18 protein-coding genes and 2 pseudogenes are annotated in these 18,743 nt (G+C 59.7%); 8 read left to right on the forward strand and 12 right to left on the reverse strand.

Going from position 1 to position 18,743, the window contains the following annotated elements; all coding sequences use genetic code 11:
• From ACQKP2_RS15210 to hmpA, 5 genes and pseudogenes are all read right to left on the reverse strand, one after another.
• Positions 1-93, reverse strand: a pseudogene (locus tag ACQKP2_RS15210) (phosphoglycolate phosphatase); the annotation flags it as partial.
• A gap of 2 nt (positions 94-95) precedes the next feature.
• Positions 96-206, reverse strand: a pseudogene (locus ACQKP2_RS15215) (hypothetical protein); the annotation flags it as partial.
• 3 nt (positions 207-209) lie between these two features.
• Complete coding sequence (cyoA, locus tag ACQKP2_RS15220; RefSeq protein ID WP_427577534.1) at positions 210-1,145, reverse strand: ubiquinol oxidase subunit II; 936 nt, start codon at positions 1,143-1,145, stop codon at positions 210-212.
• An 839-nt stretch (positions 1,146-1,984) separates the two neighbouring features.
• Entirely contained in the window at positions 1,985-2,494 is a 510-nt protein-coding gene (locus ACQKP2_RS15225) for a disulfide bond formation protein B (RefSeq protein ID WP_427577536.1), read from the reverse strand.
• 244 nt (positions 2,495-2,738) lie between these two features.
• Complete coding sequence (hmpA, locus tag ACQKP2_RS15230; RefSeq protein WP_427577537.1) at positions 2,739-3,920, reverse strand: NO-inducible flavohemoprotein; 1,182 nt, start codon at positions 3,918-3,920, stop codon at positions 2,739-2,741.
• 157 nt (positions 3,921-4,077) lie between these two features.
• Between hmpA and norR the strand changes: the two genes are divergently transcribed.
• The 5 genes from norR (at position 4,078) to ACQKP2_RS15255 (ending at position 8,550) form a co-directional block, all read left to right on the forward strand.
• On the forward strand, positions 4,078-5,628 hold the full coding sequence (gene norR / locus ACQKP2_RS15235) for a nitric oxide reductase transcriptional regulator NorR (RefSeq protein ID WP_427577539.1): 1,551 nt from the start codon (positions 4,078-4,080) through the stop codon (positions 5,626-5,628).
• Between the two features lie 216 nt (positions 5,629-5,844).
• Positions 5,845-6,747 (forward strand): chemotaxis protein CheV, encoded by a 903-nt coding sequence (locus ACQKP2_RS15240; protein WP_427577540.1) that lies wholly within the window; start codon positions 5,845-5,847, stop codon positions 6,745-6,747.
• Between the two features lie 39 nt (positions 6,748-6,786).
• A complete protein-coding gene (locus tag ACQKP2_RS15245) occupies positions 6,787-7,245 on the forward strand; it encodes a GNAT family N-acetyltransferase (RefSeq protein ID WP_427577542.1) in 459 nt (152 codons plus the stop codon).
• A gap of 146 nt (positions 7,246-7,391) precedes the next feature.
• Complete coding sequence (locus tag ACQKP2_RS15250; RefSeq protein WP_427577543.1) at positions 7,392-7,718, forward strand: hypothetical protein; 327 nt, start codon at positions 7,392-7,394, stop codon at positions 7,716-7,718.
• Positions 7,719-7,800: 82 nt separating this feature from the next.
• Positions 7,801-8,550: a YkgJ family cysteine cluster protein gene (locus ACQKP2_RS15255; protein WP_427577544.1), complete on the forward strand. Its 750-nt coding sequence runs from the start codon at positions 7,801-7,803 to the stop codon at positions 8,548-8,550.
• A 125-nt stretch (positions 8,551-8,675) separates the two neighbouring features.
• Here the strand turns inward: ACQKP2_RS15255 and ACQKP2_RS15260 are convergent, their stop codons facing one another.
• The gene (locus tag ACQKP2_RS15260; RefSeq protein ID WP_427577545.1) at positions 8,676-8,912 is read right to left on the reverse strand and encodes a hypothetical protein; all 237 of its coding nucleotides are present in this window, start codon (positions 8,910-8,912) and stop codon (positions 8,676-8,678) included.
• A gap of 198 nt (positions 8,913-9,110) precedes the next feature.
• Here ACQKP2_RS15260 and ACQKP2_RS15265 point away from each other — a divergent pair, with 198 nt between their 5' ends.
• Entirely contained in the window at positions 9,111-10,085 is a 975-nt protein-coding gene (locus tag ACQKP2_RS15265) for a 2-hydroxyacid dehydrogenase (RefSeq protein ID WP_427577547.1), read from the forward strand.
• Between the two features lie 167 nt (positions 10,086-10,252).
• Positions 10,253-10,762: a DUF2165 family protein gene (locus ACQKP2_RS15270; RefSeq protein WP_427577548.1), complete on the forward strand. Its 510-nt coding sequence runs from the start codon at positions 10,253-10,255 to the stop codon at positions 10,760-10,762.
• Between the two features lie 11 nt (positions 10,763-10,773).
• Here ACQKP2_RS15270 and ACQKP2_RS15275 read toward each other — a convergent pair whose 3' ends face one another.
• Positions 10,774-11,676, reverse strand: coding sequence for a DMT family transporter (locus ACQKP2_RS15275; protein WP_427577549.1), 903 nt, complete (start codon positions 11,674-11,676; stop codon positions 10,774-10,776).
• A gap of 138 nt (positions 11,677-11,814) precedes the next feature.
• Here ACQKP2_RS15275 and ACQKP2_RS15280 point away from each other — a divergent pair, with 138 nt between their 5' ends.
• The gene (locus ACQKP2_RS15280) at positions 11,815-12,690 is read left to right on the forward strand and encodes a helix-turn-helix transcriptional regulator (RefSeq protein WP_427577551.1); all 876 of its coding nucleotides are present in this window, start codon (positions 11,815-11,817) and stop codon (positions 12,688-12,690) included.
• Here ACQKP2_RS15280 and ACQKP2_RS15285 read toward each other — a convergent pair.
• From ACQKP2_RS15285 to ACQKP2_RS15305, 5 genes are all read right to left on the reverse strand, one after another.
• Positions 12,687-13,733, reverse strand: a complete 1,047-nt coding sequence (locus ACQKP2_RS15285) for a YncE family protein (RefSeq protein ID WP_427577553.1) — start codon at positions 13,731-13,733, stop codon at positions 12,687-12,689. The two genes, ACQKP2_RS15280 and ACQKP2_RS15285, sit on opposite strands and share 4 nt — an antisense overlap.
• Entirely contained in the window at positions 13,733-16,159 is a 2,427-nt protein-coding gene (locus ACQKP2_RS15290; protein ID WP_427577554.1) for a TonB-dependent siderophore receptor, read from the reverse strand. The genes ACQKP2_RS15285 and ACQKP2_RS15290 overlap by 1 nt, the downstream gene beginning before the upstream one ends.
• 215 nt (positions 16,160-16,374) lie before the next feature.
• Entirely contained in the window at positions 16,375-17,364 is a 990-nt protein-coding gene (locus tag ACQKP2_RS15295; RefSeq protein ID WP_427577556.1) for a FecR family protein, read from the reverse strand.
• On the reverse strand, positions 17,361-17,900 hold the full coding sequence (locus tag ACQKP2_RS15300) for an RNA polymerase sigma factor (protein WP_427577558.1): 540 nt from the start codon (positions 17,898-17,900) through the stop codon (positions 17,361-17,363). Before ACQKP2_RS15300 ends, ACQKP2_RS15295 begins: the two co-directional genes overlap by 4 nt.
• A 333-nt stretch (positions 17,901-18,233) precedes the next feature.
• The gene (locus tag ACQKP2_RS15305; protein WP_427577560.1) at positions 18,234-18,641 is read right to left on the reverse strand and encodes an HPF/RaiA family ribosome-associated protein; all 408 of its coding nucleotides are present in this window, start codon (positions 18,639-18,641) and stop codon (positions 18,234-18,236) included.
• Between the last annotated feature and the right edge of the window lie 102 nt (positions 18,642-18,743).

An 18,743-nucleotide genomic window follows, 5' to 3' on the forward strand; every position in this document is an offset into this window, starting at 1 on the left:
GGCAGGCTGGCGACCGAGTTTGAGCAGCATTTTATCCACAGCCACTGCCAGGTCCGGGACCGAATCGATCAATGTGCCGTCCAGATCGAACATCAGTACGTGATACCTGCAAACAGTGCCAGACCGCCAAGCGCGATCATGGCGATGGTCACCATCACGATCGGCTCGTGGAACGGGACCGCTTCCCAACTTAATTTACCAAACATCGTTTACTCCTCTGCCCCGGCAGCTGAATGCGAGTTCATGTCCGTAGCGGCCACTTCTTTCTCTTTCTTCTCGTGATGCACTTTCGGACCTGGTTTCATGCCTTCGTACTTGTCGACGATGGTCTGGAACAGGTTCGGCGTGACCGAGGAGTAGAGCTCGACTGGGTTGTTCTGGCTCGGCTTGGAAAGGGCTGCGTATTCAGCTTGTTCAAGCTGTTTAGGTGCCTTTTTGACTTCACTTACCCAAGCGTCGAAATCTTCCTGAGTAGTTGCGATCGCTTTGAATTTCATACCGGTGAAACCGGCGCCGCTGTAGTTGGCGGAGATACCGTCCATCTCGGCGTTTTCATTGGCGATCAGATGCAGTTTGGTCTGCATGCCCGCCATCGCGTAGATCTGGCCGCCCAGCGCAGGGATGAAGAACGAGTTCATCACGGCGTCCGAGGTGATCTTGAAGTTGACCGGGGTGTGCGCCGGGAACACGATCTTGTTGACGGTGGCGATGCCTTGTTCCGGGTAGATGAACAGCCACTTCCAGTCCAGTGCGACCACTTCGATCGTCACAGGCTTGACGTCCGATTCCAGCGGCTTGTACGGATCCAGAGCGTGGGTCGACTTGTAGGTGACGTAACCCAGGGCAATGATGATCATGATTGGAACCGCCCACACCGCGATCTCGATCTTGGTGGAGTGGTTCCATTTCGGGGTGTAGGTGGCGCTGGTGTTGGACGCGCGGTATTTCCAGGCGAACAGGAAGGTCATCACGATGACCGGAACCACGACCAACAGCATCAGCAGCGTTGCGGTGATGATCAGGTTTCGCTCATCCAGGCCAACCTGGCCCTTGGGATTGAGCAAGGTCATGTTGCAGCCCGACAGCAACAATGTGCCGAGCAGCGGCAATAAGCCTAGTAGTCTGGGGTACCTGTTTTTACTCATCTCACGACCTCTAAAGCAGCTTGCGCAATGCAGTTGGGTTTTGATCGCCAACACTTCACCCTGCCAAGGGTTGGCATTTTTCTTGGATTGAATAAGGGCTTGCCCGTCTAGCGTCAGAGGCGTTTCGACAAATCCTGGGCCAGCATTGAGTTCTTATTCGAATTCGTGGTCAAAGGCCTTGTTACAGACCAATTCCATTTGGTGCGGATAATTGGAGGCACCGACACCTGGGAGCCGCATGAAGCCGCCCGGCCTCTCGACACCCTGATTCTGCTCAAACACCTGTGGAGCGTGAACAGCGCCGGGAATTCAGTGCGGGCGATTGTAGATATTTAGCGTTTTTTAAACCATGTCTCATCCCGAAATAATTTTTATCCGGCACCGCAACAATCCGTCGCATTTTTTGCAAAAGTTGCGCATGTTATCGAAATAGATTCTCAACAAAAACACCAAATTTTGTAGGTGTACCACGCGCAATTCGGACAGCCTCACGGCCTCGACGACTGCGTCCGACCTCGCCCAAGCGCCCATATGGCAAGGGCTCTGGCAAATTGCCAGTCCCTGTTAAAACTGCCTGCTCCCGCCTGGCAACGGCAGGCTCCATCACTCGCCGAACAGGCCAATTCCCTGAGCTGTTCGCATACCAATCCGGGACATCGAAAGCCGGTGCGACACTCAAGATGTGACAACGTGTCGCACATCTGTCACATCCCTTATTGCCATCCGTCACGGTCTTTTGACCTGGCCTCTGAAATGCGATCTCGCCTATGAAAAAGCCCCGCTCCTCTCGTCGAGGAACGGGGCTTTTCTCAAGCATTGCCGCGTTGTTGCAGATGACCTCAGCGCAGCGCTTTGCGGTTGCGCATTGTAAGCAAAGGCACCAGGACCACCACCAGCACGAAAGCGACCAGCGCCCACTGCGCCAGCGACAAACCAAGGATGGGCGGGTATGGCGTGGAGCAGAAACCATCGACCTGGAAGCCCAACGGGAAGATCTTCGCCAGCGGCAGACCATCGACGATGGGTTGCAGTACATCGATGCCGCAACTGACCGCTGGATAGAATTGCGTGTAAACGTGATGCCCGGCCACTGCGACACCCGCCAGTGCGCAGATCACCACAAGGGTTTCAAACAGGGTGATGCTGCGACGGCTGCGCATGGCCGCGCCGATAAAGGCGAAGATCGCGATCAACAGCAAGGCATAGCGTTGCAGGATACACAGCGGGCACGGCGCCTCGCCCAGGACGATCTGCATGTACAGCGCACCGCCGATCAACGCCAGGCAAATAATGCCGAGCAACACCAGATAGCGCCGCTCACGTCCCAACCGCATTGTTTCCTCGCTCATCGCGTTTCCCTTCAGGTTTTCGATTGCCCGCCAGTCTACACGTTGCCCCTGCTCTTTAAGAGCGTGGCACGCACTGGGGGATTACGAAGGCAATAGACGATAAGCGGGTTAAGAAGGGATTAATTGATCGTTCCCACGCTCCGCGTGGGAATGCAGCAAGGGACGCTCTGCGTCCCAAAGGCAGACGCAGAGCGTCCGTGGAGGCGTTCCCACGCAGAGCGTGGGAACGATCATGGAGAGGGGGTTACTCCAGCGCCGCAGCCGGCCCGAAGAATTCGTAGCGGCTCTGTTTCTCCGGCACACCCAATGCCTTGAGGTGACGCTTGATCGCCGCCATGAAGCCCTTCGGCCCCAGGAAGTAAGCATCCACATCGCGCTCCTGTGGCAGCCACTGCCCCAGTTGCTCCTGGCTCAACAGTCCGACCTTGTCGGCCGCCGGGCTCACGCCGTCATCTTCGGCGTAGCAGTAAAAACGCTTGAGCTGAGGGTGACGCTCGGCCAGTCCGTCGATCCAGTCGCGGAAGGCGTGAACGCTGCCGTTGCGTGCGCAGTGGATGAAATGCACCGGCCGTTGGGTTTCCAGCGCCGCTTCGAGCATTGGCAGGGTCGGCGTGATGCCCACGCCGCCGCTGATCAACACCAGCGGCTTGTCGCTGGCGGTCAAGGTGAACTCGCCCGATGGCGGGAACAGCTCGATGCTGGCGCCCACGTGCAGCTGGTCATGCAGGTGATTGGAGGCGCGACCGCCCGCCTCACGCTTGACGCTGATGCGGTACTGGCCTTTGTTCGTCAGGGCCGACAGCGAGTAGTTGCGACGAATTTCTTCGCCATCGAGCATCAGTTTCATGCCGATGTACTGACCGGGTTCTGCGGCTAAAATCGGACCTTTGTCAGCGGGTTCGAAGTAGAACGAGGTGATTTCCGCGCTTTCCTCGACCTTGTCCGTCACGATGAATGCCCGCGCCCCGCGCCAGCCACCCGGTGCCTGTTCTTTCTGGTCATAGATGCTGGCTTCGGCACCGATCAGAATGTCCGCCAGTTGGCCATAGGCTGCACCCCACGCCGCGATCACTTCCGGGGTGGCGATTTCTTCGCCCAGGACTTCGGCAATGGCGCGCAGCAGGCAGCTGCCAACGATCGGGTAGTGTTCCGGCAGAATCTGCAAGGCCACGTGCTTGTTGATGATCTTGGCCACCAGATCGCCCAACTGGTCGAGCTGATCGATGTGCCGTGCATACATCAGTACACCGTTGGCCAATGCACGCGGCTGATCGCCCGAGGCCTGATGCGCCTGGTTGAACAGTGGGCGCACTTGCGGGTATTCGGAGAGCATCATGCGGTAAAAATGGGTGATCAGCGCTTCACCGCCGCTCTCGAGCAGCGGCACAGTGGATTTGATGATGGCACGGTCTTGAACGCTAAGCATAAAGTGACTCCTGGGCAGCGAGGTTTCATTTGACTGATGCCTTGTGCATTTCAGTTTCCATGCCAATTGATAAGCCCTTATAAATCAATAACTTAACAACAAGATAGTCATATCGACACAGACTGCTTTATAGTCACACTGACTACATGGAGTCACTATGACCGCAAAACCCCTGCTCACTGCACTGCTGCCGCTGGTCTCGGACCTGTCCCGCGAACTCCCCGAAAGCGAGCGTTATCGGCGCCTGCTGGAAGCCATGCGTGCCCTGCTGCCTTGCGACGCAGCCGCCCTCTTGCGCCTGGATGGCGAGTGGCTGGTGCCGCTGGCCGTCGACGGCTTGAGCACCGATACCCTGGGGCGGCGCTTCAAGGTAAGCGAACACCCGCGCTTCGAAGCCTTGCTCAGCAGCCCGGGCCCGACCCGGTTCGCCGCCGACAGCGCCATGCCCGACCCTTACGACGGTCTGGTCGACGGCCTGGACGATCACCTGGAAGTCCATGACTGCATGGGATGCCCACTGTTCATCGATGAGCGCCCGTGGGGCTTGCTGACCCTCGATGCCCTGGACCCCGAACGATTCGAACCGATCGAGCTGGACGCCCTGGGCGCCTTCGCCAGCCTCGCCGCCGCCACCGTCAACGCCGCCGAGCGCATCGAACGCCTGAACAATCGCGTCGAGGACGAACACCAGCGTGCCGAGGTGTATCGCCAGGCCAGCGGCCAGCAGAATCGCGAAATGATCGGCCAGAGCAAGGCACACAAACGCCTTGTCGAAGAAATCAATCTGGTGGGCGGCAGCGATCTGACCGTGCTGATCACCGGGGAAACCGGGGTCGGCAAGGAATTGGTGGCGCAGGCCATCCATGCCGCTTCGCCCCGCGCGGACAAACCGATCATCAGCCTCAACTGTGCCGCGCTGCCCGATACGCTGGTGGAGAGCGAGTTGTTCGGCCACGTGCGCGGCGCCTTCACCGGCGCGTTGAATGAGCGACGCGGCAAGTTCGAACTGGCCAACGGCGGCACGCTGTTTCTCGATGAAGTCGGTGAACTGTCGCTGACGGTACAGGCCAAGTTGCTGCGGGTATTGCAAAGCGGCCAACTGCAACGCCTGGGTTCGGACAAGGAACATCAGGTCGACGTGCGGCTGATCGCGGCGACCAACCGTGACCTGGCCGAAGAAGTGCGCAGTGGTCGTTACCGCGCCGATTTCTATCATCGCCTCAGCGTTTATCCTTTATTAGTGCCGGCCCTGCGTGATCGCGGGCGGGACGTACTGCTGCTCAGCGGTTATTTCCTGGAGCAGAACCGCTCGCGCATGGGCCTCAACAGCCTGCGACTGAGCAGCGACGCCCAGGCTGCGCTGCTCGCCTACGACTGGCCGGGCAACGTCCGAGAGCTGGAACACCTGATCGGCCGCAGCGCCTTGAAAGCCCTGGGCAACTGCCGGGAACGACCGAAAATCCTGAGCTTGAACGCGGCCGACCTTGACCTGCCCGACGCCAGCATCGGCGCCAGCGCCGAGCCTCCCGCCGCCGCGGCCGTGGCGCTGGTCACGGGGGATCTGCGCCAGGCCACGGAGAACTATCAGCGCCAGTTGATCGGTGCGTGCCTGGAACGTCACCACCATAACTGGGCGAGTGCCGCGCGGGAGCTGGGGCTGGACCGGGCGAACCTGGGCCGAATGGCCAAGCGACTGGGCATGAAATGAACACCCCCTACTGTTGTAGGAGCGAGCATGCTCGCGATGGACTTCAACGATGACGCTGGCAGCCTGACACTCCGCGGTGCATCGTCTATCTTCGCGAGCATGCTCGCTCCTACAGGGGATTGGGTTAAAGCCTGGCTTTGATGAGTCGATAACCCGGTATTGATGTTGTTGGCGACCCTCGCGGTCGCCCATCACCTTTTTCCACAGAAGGTACTTATGTCCTCCACCAAAGGCCGCGCGGATTCACTTTCACTGCTGTTGTTCACCTTGCGCAGCGGCAAGCTGATGGCGATCAACCTGCTCAAGGTCAGTGAAATCATCCCCTGCCCGCCACTGACCAAATTGCCGGAGTCGCACCCTCACGTAAAAGGCATCGCCACCTTGCGCGGGGCTTCCCTGTCGGTGATCGACCTTAGCCGCGCCATTGGCGAGCGCCCACTGGAAGACCCGAACGGTGGCTGCCTGATCGTCACCGACATCAGCCGCTCCAAGCAGGGCCTGCACGTTCAGGCCGTGAGCAAGATCGTTCACTGCCTGACCACCGACATCAAGCCACCGCCCTTCGGCTCCGGCGGACTGCGCGCGTACATCACCGGTGTGACCTCGGTGGACGGCACGCTGGTGCAAGTGCTGGACATTGAAAAAGTGATCCACGGCATCGCGCCGGTACAAATCGAAATGGCACCGACCGAACTGAGCATGGAAGATGCCGAAGTGCTCGGCAATGCGCGAATCCTGGTGGTCGATGACAGCCAGGTGGCCCTGCAGCAATCGGTGCACACCCTGCGCAACCTCGGTCTGCAATGCCATACGGCACGCAGTGCCAAGGAAGCCATCGACTGCCTGCTGGACCTGCAAGGCACTGCCCAGCAGATCAACCTGATTGTCTCGGACATCGAAATGTCCGAGATGGATGGCTACGCCTTCACCCGCACGCTGCGCGAAACCCCCGACTTCGCACACCTCTATGTGCTGTTGCACACTTCGCTGGACAGCGCGATGAACAGCGAGAAGGCGCGCCTGGCCGGGGCCAACGCGGTACTGACCAAGTTCTCTTCGCCAGAACTGACCAAGTGCCTGATCGACGCCGCCAAGCACGTGGCCGAACAAGGTCATTGAGCCTTGGCCGGAGCCCCGGAAGAAACAGGGTGCTGGCTGATGCGGCGCGATCTCGGCGAGGTTGTGCCTGCGATCAGTTGGCCACCCGGCATCGGCCTGACGCCTTACCATCCGGATCTGGCCGCCGCTGTGCATCAACTGTTGGAACTGGGCTACCGCGACGGTAGCGGCCAAGTGCCCGCGCTGGCGATCTGGCAACAATCGTTCGAAACGGACCCCGAATACGATCCCGCCCTGTGTTTCATCGCCCTGGATGACGATGGCGTCGTTGCCGTTTGCCAATGCTGGACCAGTGCCTACATCAAGGATCTGGTGGTGCATCCACGGGCCCGGCGGCAGGGATTGGGCCGCGCGCTACTGCTTCACGCGTTCACCGTGTTCCGTCAGCGCGGGGAGGGGTTTGTGGATCTGAAGGTTTTGGAAACCAACCTGCAGGCGCGCCGGTTGTATGAGCGTGTCAGGATGCGCCCGGTTCGCCGCGAACCTTTGCCCCACTGACATTCACCCCTTTACTGTAGGAGCGAGCATGCTCGCGATGAACCTGAGAGCGACGCGGGGTGTCAGGCTTCCAGCGTTATCGTTGACCACCATCGCGAGCGTGCTCGCTCCTACAGAAAGCGCCATACAACCAAGGATGCCAATTGATGAAAGCTTTACCCCTGACGCTCCTCTGTCTCTGCGCCCTCACCCTTCAAGCCCACGCCTCCAGCCCCGATGCCTGGGCGGCTTATGACAAAGCCGTTTTGGCCAGTTGTACCAAGGCTAGCGGCCTGAAGGATGCCAAACCCGTCGGCAACGCCGCGCAGTTCGACGACCGGGTCGGTTACACCGCACTGTTGCTGCAGGGCGTGTACCCGCAAAAACACATGAAAGGCGCTCAAGGCACCGAGTTGTGCCTCTACAACAAACAGAACAAAACCGCTTACGTCACCGAATGGGACTCGGTCCGTCCGAACACTCGGTCGAAGTGAGTGGCGCATAACTTGCTTAGACAGCGGCCTTTGTGGCGGCATCATGTCGCCGTTTCACGCCCCGGAGGCGATTGGCCGTTCAATGAATACGACGTTTTCCTGCGTAGGTTGCGGCAAATGCTGCAACGATCACCATGTGCCACTGACCCTGTCCGAAGCCCGCATGTGGGCAGCCGACGGCGGTCAAGTGATCGTGCTGGTGGAGGCCTTCCTGAGCGACGGCCCGGGTCTGCCAACGCATCAACGTGAACATGCCGAGCGGCGTTCCGCGGCCGTTCGCAGTGCCGAGGCACAGGCTCATGTCGCCATTACCTTCGCCGCCTACAACGTCGGTGCCTGCCGGAATCTTGACGAAAACAACCTCTGCCGCATCTACGAACGCCGGCCGCTGGTGTGCCGCATCTATCCGATGGAAATCAACCCGCACATTCCCCTGAGCATCGCCGCGAAGGAATGTCCACCACAATCCTGGGAACAGGGACTGCCACTGATCGTTGGCGGTGAACTGGTTGACCAGCAACTGGCAGAACTGATCCAGCGCTCCCGTCAGGCCGACCGTGATGACATTCAGATGAAGGACGCGATTTGCGCGTTATTGGGGATTCGCACCACCGCGCTGAAAGGCAATGGATTCACCGCTTATCTCCCGGACATGAATGAATTCGCCACGATCATCGACGAATTGGCCGGGCAGGCGCTGCCGCAGTGGAGCAGCGAGTGGCTGTTCCATGTATCGGATGAGGAGATCGCCGCACAGGTCCTGGCGGCGGGAGCACAGGTAGCGACGGGTGAGCCGGCGAACTATGGGTTCATTTCATTGCGGGCGGCTTGATCTGTTGTCTTCGATGGCTTTATCGCGAGCAGGCTCGCTCCCACAGGTTTTGTGTGCGCCACAGAACCCTTGTGGGAGCGAGCCTGCTCGCGATTGCGATAGCCCCGCCACCAAAAAACTGAGACCTAGCGCTTGCCCATCGAGCGACGCGTCCCCGGAGGTGCCATCCCCGGCGTCTTGGTATGACTGTTTTTGGCACCGCCTTTGTAATACGGCTGGCTGGAACCCTTGGCTGCCGCCAGCTCACCGGGCCTGAACGGGAATTTGAATGCCGGGATCGCGGAAGGGGTTTCGCTTTCGGCGCTGGCTACCTGCTCGTCGTTCGGGGTGTCGGCGACCGGCGGTTGTTTCGGGGAAGTCATGAATGCTCCGGGTGATGCGCAAAGTGTCGGGCCCGCTCGGCGAGCCGCGAAAGGCGGCAGTATATCTGAACTACAGTCTCGAGCTTCAAGCCACAAGCTTCGAGTTAAAAGCGAGCCGGGTTGCTTTTAAGCTTGCAGCTTGCGGCTGGATACTTGTAGCTTGCTAAGCATTCACCTCCGCCCGATGAGCCCTGCCCCATGAAAAAAACCGTCCTCGCCTTCAGCCGCGTCACGCCGGCAATGGTCGAACGCCTGCAACAGGATTTCGACGTCATCGTGCCGAATCCGAAAAACGGCGACATCAATGCCCAGTTCAACGAGGCCTTGCCCAACGCCCACGGTTTGATCGGTGTCGGGCGCAAGCTCGGCCGTGCGCAACTGGAGAACGCCGCGAAGCTTGAAGTGGTCTCCAGCGTTTCGGTGGGCTACGACAACTATGACCTGGCCTACTTCAATGAACGCGGCATCATGTTGACCAATACCCCCGACGTTCTCACCGAAAGCACGGCCGACCTGGCGTTCGCCCTGTTGATGAGCAGTGCCCGGCGTGTGGCCGAGCTCGATGCCTGGACCAAGGCCGGGCAATGGCAAGCCAGTGTCGGCGCGCCGCTGTTCGGCTGCGATGTCCATGGCAAGACCCTGGGTATCGTCGGTATGGGTAACATCGGCGCGGCCATCGCACGCCGGGGTCGCCTGGGGTTCAACATGCCGGTCATCTACAGCGGCAACACGCGCAAGACCGCGCTGGAACAGGAACTCGGCGCCCAGTACCGCAGCCTGGATCAATTGCTGGCCGAAGCCGATTTCGTGTGCCTTGTGGTGCCGCTCAGCGAGAAAACCAAACACCTGATCAGCCATCGCGAATTGGCGCTGATGAAGTCCAGCGCGATCCTGGTGAACATCGCGCGCGGGCCGGTGGTGGATGAGCCTGCACTGATTGAAGCGCTGCAAAATAACCGGATTCGCGGCGCCGGGCTGGATGTGTACGAGAAGGAGCCATTGGCCGAGTCACCGCTGTTCCAGCTCAAGAATGCCGTGACCTTGCCGCATATCGGTTCGGCCACCCATGAAACCCGCGATGCAATGGCCAATCGGGCGCTGAGCAATTTGCGCAGTGCCCTGTTGGGCGAAAGGCCACAGGACCTGGTCAATCCGCAGGTATGGAAAGGTTGAATGACACGCGGCACGTCTTCATCGACGTGCCGCGCGCATGGCGCCGGAATACCCACCGCCGTATTTTTCTAAATATAAAACAGAGACATAACTTGCAACTCAGTCCCCGGCCGACCCACAAAAAACAGCTATAAACTCCGAAAAACAACGCATTCGGAGTTTTATGCATGAGTCATTACACCACCGCCAGCATTATCCGGCGGAGCAAAATATTGATTGTCGCGATGGCCGCTTTATTCGGATTGATGACACTTGCCAACAATTTCACCGATTACACCGCTTACTCCGAATACATCGGCCAGATCCTCAGTATGAGCCACACCGAAGGCAACGAATCCAGGCGCTACCGAGCCATCAGTTCACCCATGTTCCACCACCGGTTTTACTGGGCGATCATCACACTCGAAACCATCTTCACCTTCAGTTTCCTGGTAGGCACTTACCAACTTTGGCGAAAACTCGCTGCACCCCGCAAAGATTTTCATGAAGCCAAGAAGTTCGCCATTATCGGTTTCAGCAGCGCACTTTTCACTTACCAGACTTTATACGTAATCATTCTTAACGAGTGGTTCGACATGGAATATTCCGCTCAGCGCAATGCCTTTGAATGGGCAAGAAACAACATTGAATACATGTTTCTTGGCCTCATTTATCTGCTGGTGGCAAAAGACGGCTGAACAGATTTATCTCATGCCAACTTGCCCGCAACAGGACTCACGCTTGGCCTGGGTTTGCGGAACACCAGCACGTTACCCAACATGACCATGAGCAGCCCTGCCAGCGCCGGGGCGGTCCACTGGTAGCCTTCGACAAACGCCGAGACGTTCAACGCCACCACCGGGAACAACACCGTGCAATAGGCGGCACGCTCCGGTCCCATGCGACCGACCAGCGTCAGGTAGGCGGTAAAGCCGATCACCGAACCCGGAATGACCAGATACAGCAGTGAACCGATGTAGCGCGCACTCCACTCCAGGTCGAACGGAATGCCTTTGACCAGGCACCACACCGACAGCATCGCCGCACCGTAGGCCATGCCCCAGGCATTGGTGGTCAATGGCTTGAGCCCGGCTTTCTGTTGAAGGCTCGACAGCATGTTACCCGCCGAGAAACACAAGGTGCCGCACAGGGCCAGCCCAAGACCGAGCAACGTTTGCGGACTGGCGGTGTGGCCGACCAGTTCCGGCCAGAACAGCAGGCCCAGACCCAGCAGGCCCAACGCGCCGCCCATCAGCACATTACGGGCGATTTTCTGGCCGAAGAACACTCGCGCATTCAGGGCGTTCCACAGGGTCGCGGTGGAAAACACCACGGCCACCAGACCGCTGGGAATCCACTGGCTGGCGGTCAGGAAACACATGAAATTGACACAGAACAGGCACAAGCCCTGCGCCAGGCAGATCAGATGCCCGCGCCGGTTCATCGTTTGCAGGCGTCGGCTGACCAGCAACAGGGCGAACAGCACCAGTGCGGCAAGGCCGAAGCGATAGACAATCGACACGGGAATCGCCACCACGCCCAATTGCCATTTCAAGGCAATCCAGGTGGTGCCCCAGATCAGAACGGTCAGCAGGTACAGAAAAAGGTTCATGGCAAAGACTCCTCGACAGGAGCCGATTGTCCCGCGCAGAGCCTTGGCGCACTTGCATAAACTTGCGCTTTTGTCGCATGCCAGGATGGCAGGTGAACGGCTACGGAGTAGGATGCAAGGCGTTGGAGAAAATCGCACATGGCCGCACTGGATTCACTACAGGTTTTTCAAGCCCTCAACCGCTCGCCCAATGCTCGCCTGGAGCACAGCGCCGAGCTCGGTGACGGCCTGGCTGCGGCCCTGTGGAGCAACCATCACGATGCCCAGGATTACGAAGCCCCCAGCCATCACACGCTGTCGTGCTACATCGCCGGCGGCACCGGCACCTTTCGTCGCGACCAGCCCGGCACCAAGGGCGGGCCGGACAAACTGTGCATCCTGCCTGCCGATCACCAGTCCGGCTGGGTGATCAACGGTGACATTCGCCTGGCTCACCTGTATTTCAGCCCCGAACAATTTGCCCTTGGCTGCGTCACGCTGCTTGATCGCGAACCACGGGAATTGCAACTGCGCGAGCAAACCTTCCTGGATGATCCGCAACAGGCGTTGCGTTTTCGACAGTTGATCCGCCTCAACTGGGATGAGCCCGGTGAGCGCCTGCTTACCAGCAGCCTGGCCCACGAGATGCTCAGCCATGCCCTGCTCAGCCAGGTCAGCACTCGCCCGGACCTGCGCCTCAAGGGCGGGCTGGCGGCCCATCAACGGCGGATGCTGGTCGAGTACATCGACAGCCAGTTGGCCGAAGCCATCAGCCTGGGACAATTGGCAGCGCTGTGCACGCTGTCGGAATACCACTTCGCGCGGATGTTCCGCGAAAGCTTCGGCCTGCCGCCCCATCAGTACGTTCTGGCGCGGCGCCTGTGCCTGGCGCAGACGTTGCTGCGCTCGACTTCTCAACCCTTGGGCGAGATTGCATTGGCCTGCGGGTTTGCCAGCGCCAGCCACTTTACCAACCGGTTTCGGCAAACCCAGGGCGCAACGCCGGGGGAATATCGAGCGGCGTTCCTGCGCTAGGGTGCCAGTGTCGTGACGCTGAACGTATCGGCGTGGAACACCGGATCAAGCTTGGGTTGCCCCTTGACCGTCACCGCTTGGGTGAAGTCCATCGCCGGCAGATAGACCTTTTTACTCTTTTCATCGAACGCCATGTTGTAGGCCATCGGCAAGGTGCTGATGCTCGCCTGGACCTGGTAATGGTCGGCGTCCAGTTGGCGGATCACCGTCAGGTTGGCGTCAACGCCGCTGGGTATCAGCAACCGCCGGTTGTCCGCATCGAAGGCCACGGCGTTGACGTCGCGAGTGATCGGCAGGCTCGCCTTGACTGCACCGGTATCAAGGTCGGCGACCACCAGCCGCGGTTCATCCCCGCGACAGGCCACGAACAGGCGCTTGCGCTCGATATCCTGCGCCAGGGCGCTGGGGCGCGGGCAGCCGTCGAATTGCCAGGTGTCGAGGATGGCAAAAGTACGGGCGGAGAATCGGGCAACCTTGCCTTCATCGCGCATCGGCAGGAAGAAACTGCCGTCACCCTTGAGCAGCAACGGGTCGATTTTCTTCACGTCCAGTTCATGGTCAGCAACGATGCGCTCTTGCTTCGGATCGAACACAAAGAGTGTCGAACGATCCGCACGCCGGCCACTGACGATGATGACTTGACCGGTGCCGGGCTCATAAACCGCGCTGTTGAGGTTGCTTTGCGCAATCGCAATCCGCTTGAGCAACTTGAGCGAAGACAACTCCAGCACGCCCAGACTGCCATCGGTATTGAGCACGTATGCCCGGTTGAATGGCGGCACGAACACCACACCGTTGGCACCTTCGGAGCCCTCGACGGTTTTGATCAGACGCTGGCGGCTCACATCGAACACGCTCAAGCCGTTTTCCCGACGGGCCAAAAACAGATAGGGCCGCGTCGGGTCCAGGGCAACGAATCCCCAACTGTCGCCCGACCCCGGCAACGTCACCTGCTGTTCACGGTGATACACCCGCGCATCCGGTGCCGGCGCCGCATTGACCATCGCGCTGACCAGCAAAAACAAAAGGCTCCAGGTTTTCATCAGAACTCCAGGGTGCTGGACAAGGTGACCTGCCGCGAATCACCCATCGACACAAAGAACCGGCTCACCGCCGAGGTGTAGTACGTGCGATCGAACAGGTTCTTCACGTTGAGCTGGAATTTGACCTTCTGCCCGTCGAGCCGGGTGTCATAGGTGGCGAACGCATCGGCCACTGTGTAGCCGGGCAGATCGAAATCGTTGACGGCGTTGCCCGCCCGCTCCCCGACATACCGCGCGCCTGCGCCGACGCGCAATTGATCGCCACCCACGATCGTGCCGAAGTCGTAGACCGCCGACAGCGAGCCACTGTTCTTCGCCACGTTTTGCAATCGGTTGCCCTCATAATCCGGGTCCTTGGTGACTTCGGCGTCGATATAGGCGTAGCTGCCGATCATGCTCCAGCGGTCGGTGAGCTGCCCGCTCACATCCACTTCCAGACCACGGGAACGTACCTCGCCGGCGGCGCTGTAAATCGTGGTCGGACCTTCGGCGTTGGCCACCAGTACGTTGCGCTTCTTGATGTCGTACAACGCAACGTTGCCGGTCACGCGACCCGGTATGTCGAGCCTGGCGCCGATCTCCCAGGACTTGGCTTCTTCGGGTGCGATGCTGCCGTCCAGTACGGTGGAGCTGCCACTCAACGGTGCGATGGTGGAGTTGGGTTTGAACGATTCGGTGTAGCTGCCGTAAAAGGACAGTTCATCGGTGTAGCGATACACGAGCCCCGCGCGTGGCACGAACTTCTGCCCGTTGCCGTCGGTATTGGCCTGGAACGGCACGCCTTTGCCGGCGTACTGGTCGTACTCCTGGAATCGCCCTCCGGCCACCAGAATCCATTGGTCGGTGAGGTGGATCGAGTCCTGCAGGAACACCGAATCACTGCGCAGCAGATCGGTCTGCGCGCTATCGGCGGGGCTGACGGTGGAGCCCGGCACTTCCAGGCCATAGACCGGGCTCAGGTAGCTGAAGGTGGTCCGGCTCTTTTGCCGAATCAGGTCGGCACGATAGATCTTGCGATACTCGTCATCGACACCGAACACCAGGTCATGCTGCATGCCGCCGAAAACGACATTGCCTTCGAGACTGGCCGTGGTGAAACGGTCAGTGCTGATCGCATTCTGCGTGCCGTCCATGCTGCGGGTCAGGGTGCCCTTTTTGGTGTCGATGGCGGTCACCCGCACCTGGCTGGCGTCGTAGGTTTCGCGGTTCCAGCTATAGCCGAAGTGAGCTTTCCAGTTGTCGTTGAGGTCGTGATCGGCCTCGAAGTGATAGAGATCCGAGCGTCCTTCCATGTTGTTGAAAGGCTCGTCGAGCCGGCGATCGCGAGGAATGTCCAGCGGATGGTTGCTTCGCGGGTCGATCACTGTGCCGCGATCGAACGGCGTCAGGAATTCACGGTGTTCATAGGCGAACAACAGCTTGGTGCTTTCACCGAACCAGGCCAGCGAGGGGGCGACCAGGGACTCGCGATGCACGCCGAAATTGCGCCAGTAATCCTCGTCCTCATGGTCGAGCACCATGCGATAGGCCAACCCGGAAGTGCCCAGGGCGCCGGTACTGTCGAAGGTGCCTCCGCTGCCGTTCTTGCCCTCACCGTAGGTCGATCCACGCAGGGTCATGGCGTTGTATTGCTCAAGCTCCGGTTTCTTGCTGACCATGTTGACCACGCCGCCCGGGTCCTGAATTCCGTAGAGCAACGAGGCGGGTCCCTTGAGCACTTCGACCCGGTCCACGGTGGCGTTCATGCCACGCCCCTGCACCAGCGGCATGCCGTCGCGCATGATCGAGCCGTTGCGGTTGTCGCCGAAGCCGCGGGTCATCACCGAATCCTGGGTGCTGCCCAGTGTATTGCCCTGGGTGATGCTGCTGACGTTCGCCAGGGCATCGTCCAGATTGCGCGGTGCCTGATCGCGAATGACCTGGGAGGCGACCACGTTGACGGTCTGGGGAATTTCCTGAAGCGGCGCCGAGGTGCGCATCACCGAGCTGGTGGGCGGTGGCTGGTAGCTTGTGGACTCATCGAGCACCGAAGTAATGGTGGTCGCGCCCAGGTTCAGGGCGCCTTCGGTGGGCAAGGGTTCCAGCACCATCGTATGGCCGTCGGAGCGCCGGAAGCTGAGGCCTGAACCGGCGAGCAACCGCTGCAAGGCCTGCTCGGCACTCAACTGGCCACTGACGGCCGGTGCGGTGATGCCGTAAGGTGCTTCATCGGTGTAGACCACACTGATGCCGGTGATGCGGCTGAAGTCGCTCAAGGCCTGGGGCAGCGGTTTGGCGGCCATGGAAAAGCTGAATTGCGTCTGTTGCTGGCTACTGGTCTGTGCGGCCATCGACACGCTCAGCGGCAGCAACGCCAGCGTCGAAAAACTCAACGCAGAAACACCCAACCATTGTTTGACCGAACCGGATTTTGCCCTGGACTTCATGACTCATGACCTGTGTAGAACCGCAGCGGATGCGAATGAATCGCAGTTTCAGCCACTACACGGATGGGCTCCGGTTTTACCTCATCAGAAAGTTGAAAATAATTTTTCCTGGTAAATGTGGTGCTTGATCTACCGCCATCGCGAGCAGGCTCGCTCCCACAGGGGAACGCATTTCAAAGGTGGGAGCGAGCCTGCTCGCGAAGAGGCCAGCGGCCTTAACGAAGAATGATCAGATGCCCCAACACCTGATGCTGCTCAAACCCCAACACCCCTTGCAGCGAATTCAACACGGCTTGCGGGTCTTTGCTCGGAAAGCTGCCGCTGATTCGCCGATTGGCCATTTCATCATTGAGCAGCACGATTCGCCCCGGGTAATAACGACGCAAATCCTGCACCACGTCGGCCAGCGTCGCCTTGTAGTAATTCAGCCAACCCTGACGCCACGCCAACTGCGCTTCGCTGTCCACAGGGTGCAGGGGTTGTGCGGCGCCTTCACCATAGGTCACCTGCTGACCGGCCGTGAGGATTTGCTGTTCGCCCTCTTTGTCCGCCGTCACGCCGACTCGCCCGGACAGAACTGTGACCTGGGCACCCTGGGGTTGCCGTCGCACCTCGAACTGCGTCCCCAGCACCCGCGCCTGACCTCTTTCGGCCTCGACCACAAACGGTTCACCCGTGTGGGTCACACTGAAAAAACCGGCACCGCGACGCACCTGCACGCGCCGCTCGCCGCGACTGAAATCCACGGCGATGGCGCTGTCGGCGTCCAGGGTGACTTGCGAGCGATCGGCCAGGGTGACGGTGCGGATCTCCCCCGGTGCCGAGACATAATCGGCGCCCAGGTCATCGATCCAGCGCGATGGCTGCCAACCGGTGCCGAGGCTGATCATCAACATCAGGCACGCGGCCATCGCCAACGCACCGAACCCGCGTCGAACACTGTTGCGGCGTGAGCGATTCATGGCGTTGAGATAACCCTGCAGGGCCAATGCATCCTCATCGGCCAGGGTGCGTGCCGGCACTTCACTCATTTCCCACACGACTTGCGCACGGGCGTAGGCCTCGGCGTGGGCCGGATCGGCCTGCAGCCACTGGCTGAACGTCGCCTGGTCACCGCTGCTGGGCTGGTCGTGCAGCAGACTCAGCCAGGCCAGCGCAGCCTGCTCCTGGGCGGGCGTCGGAGTGACGGATCGAAAGTTGTTCACGGTGCTTTCCCTGGCATTCGCGGTTGCGGTTCCCGCAGGCTGGCCTTGCAGGCCTCGAGCGCGCGCATCATATGTTTTTCCACGGCACTTTGGGACAACCCCATGGCCTTGGCGATTTCGGCGTATTTGCGGCCATGGATGCGATTGAGCAAAAAAATCTGCCGCGTGCGTTCGGGCAGTGCGCGTAACGCCGCCTCGACATGACGCAAATCGTTGCCCGCCTCCAGCGCCGCTTGCGGCTCGCCACCCAGGCTGTCCGACGGTTCGGCCATCAAGCCTTCGCTGGCCCTGACCCGGGTGCCTTCGCTGCGCAAATGATCGATGGCAATGTTGCCAGCACACCGCAACAAGTAGGTGCTCAGTTCCTCGACCTGAACCAGCGGCCGCTTCCAGAATCGCAGAAACAGGTCCTGCACCAGGTCCGCTGCCGTTGCACGACACCCCACGCGACGACTCACCAGCGCCTCCATCTGCGAGCGCTGCGAGAGAAACACCTGAAGAAAATGCGCACGATCGCCGCGCGGTTCATCGCGCACGATTTCATGGGGCTGAATTTCACCAGGCTTTATTTCACTGGCCTCTAGTTCACAAGGCACGGGAGGATGGCTGATCATCGATTCGATACTGCGCAAATGCGGTCGGGGGGGCTGGCCAGTGTCGAGACGATGCGACCACGGCCGGCGAAGCGCAATATTAATGATAAATATTCTCATACGCAAAATTGGCGTACGCAATCGTCATTCGATGGCTTGCGGTTAGCGGGCGCACCTGCGGTGTGGTGATATCGGTGCCGGGCCGTTGGCCATGAAACGCAAAACGGGCCTGCGATGCAGGCCCGTTTTCATGGGTCGGATTAGATGATCAGCAGATCAGCCGTTGATCGCTGCCTGTTCGTTTTCCAGAAATTCTTCTTCCAGAAGCTTGTCGGCGTGCTCGCCTCGTTCGAGCCGAACCACGTTGGCGCGTTTGCCGCGCAATTTACCGTACAAGTGCTCCAGCGCATGCTCCAGTTTGGTGCAGCTACCTTCGATCGCCTGTTCCAGCGTATCGGCTTTCTGGGTCACGGAAATGGGTTGGTGGCCTTTTGGCCTCGCTTCCAGCTGGCAGCGAAAATCGTGGGGACCGGGCTTGTCGCCGTTCTCGTCCCGCAAGTGAACCTCGACGCGGGTCAGGTCCTCCTCATAACGTTCGAGCGTGCTCTCAATGGTTGTACGTACCCACTCCTCCAGTCGGATGCTGCTTTGAATATGGTTATCGCTATTGACTTGGATTTGCATAGTTCATCCCTTATTTCAGCTAGCTCGCAAGAGGCCGGTCAGCTAAGCCCTTGGGCGTCATCACCGTGACCTCTTGCTTACACAATCGGTCTGTACGCTGAA

Origin of the sequence: Pseudomonas sp. NPDC089569 (assembly GCF_050280625.1) — a bacterium.
GTDB lineage: Bacteria > Pseudomonadota > Gammaproteobacteria > Pseudomonadales > Pseudomonadaceae > Aquipseudomonas.

Coding starts and splice junctions, on each gene's coding strand:
- cyoA (WP_427577534.1), bottom strand. CDS start 1,145: ATGAGTAAAAACAGGTACCCCAGACTACTAGGCTTATTGCCGCTGCTC.
- ACQKP2_RS15225 (WP_427577536.1), bottom strand. CDS start 2,494: ATGAGCGAGGAAACAATGCGGTTGGGACGTGAGCGGCGCTATCTGGTG.
- hmpA (WP_427577537.1), bottom strand. CDS start 3,920: ATGCTTAGCGTTCAAGACCGTGCCATCATCAAATCCACTGTGCCGCTG.
- norR (WP_427577539.1), top strand. CDS start 4,078: ATGACCGCAAAACCCCTGCTCACTGCACTGCTGCCGCTGGTCTCGGAC.
- ACQKP2_RS15240 (WP_427577540.1), top strand. CDS start 5,845: ATGTCCTCCACCAAAGGCCGCGCGGATTCACTTTCACTGCTGTTGTTC.
- ACQKP2_RS15245 (WP_427577542.1), top strand. CDS start 6,787: ATGCGGCGCGATCTCGGCGAGGTTGTGCCTGCGATCAGTTGGCCACCC.
- ACQKP2_RS15250 (WP_427577543.1), top strand. CDS start 7,392: ATGAAAGCTTTACCCCTGACGCTCCTCTGTCTCTGCGCCCTCACCCTT.
- ACQKP2_RS15255 (WP_427577544.1), top strand. CDS start 7,801: ATGAATACGACGTTTTCCTGCGTAGGTTGCGGCAAATGCTGCAACGAT.
- ACQKP2_RS15260 (WP_427577545.1), bottom strand. CDS start 8,912: ATGACTTCCCCGAAACAACCGCCGGTCGCCGACACCCCGAACGACGAG.
- ACQKP2_RS15265 (WP_427577547.1), top strand. CDS start 9,111: ATGAAAAAAACCGTCCTCGCCTTCAGCCGCGTCACGCCGGCAATGGTC.
- ACQKP2_RS15270 (WP_427577548.1), top strand. CDS start 10,253: ATGAGTCATTACACCACCGCCAGCATTATCCGGCGGAGCAAAATATTG.
- ACQKP2_RS15275 (WP_427577549.1), bottom strand. CDS start 11,676: ATGAACCTTTTTCTGTACCTGCTGACCGTTCTGATCTGGGGCACCACC.
- ACQKP2_RS15280 (WP_427577551.1), top strand. CDS start 11,815: ATGGCCGCACTGGATTCACTACAGGTTTTTCAAGCCCTCAACCGCTCG.
- ACQKP2_RS15285 (WP_427577553.1), bottom strand. CDS start 13,733: ATGAAAACCTGGAGCCTTTTGTTTTTGCTGGTCAGCGCGATGGTCAAT.
- ACQKP2_RS15290 (WP_427577554.1), bottom strand. CDS start 16,159: ATGAAGTCCAGGGCAAAATCCGGTTCGGTCAAACAATGGTTGGGTGTT.
- ACQKP2_RS15305 (WP_427577560.1), bottom strand. CDS start 18,641: ATGCAAATCCAAGTCAATAGCGATAACCATATTCAAAGCAGCATCCGA.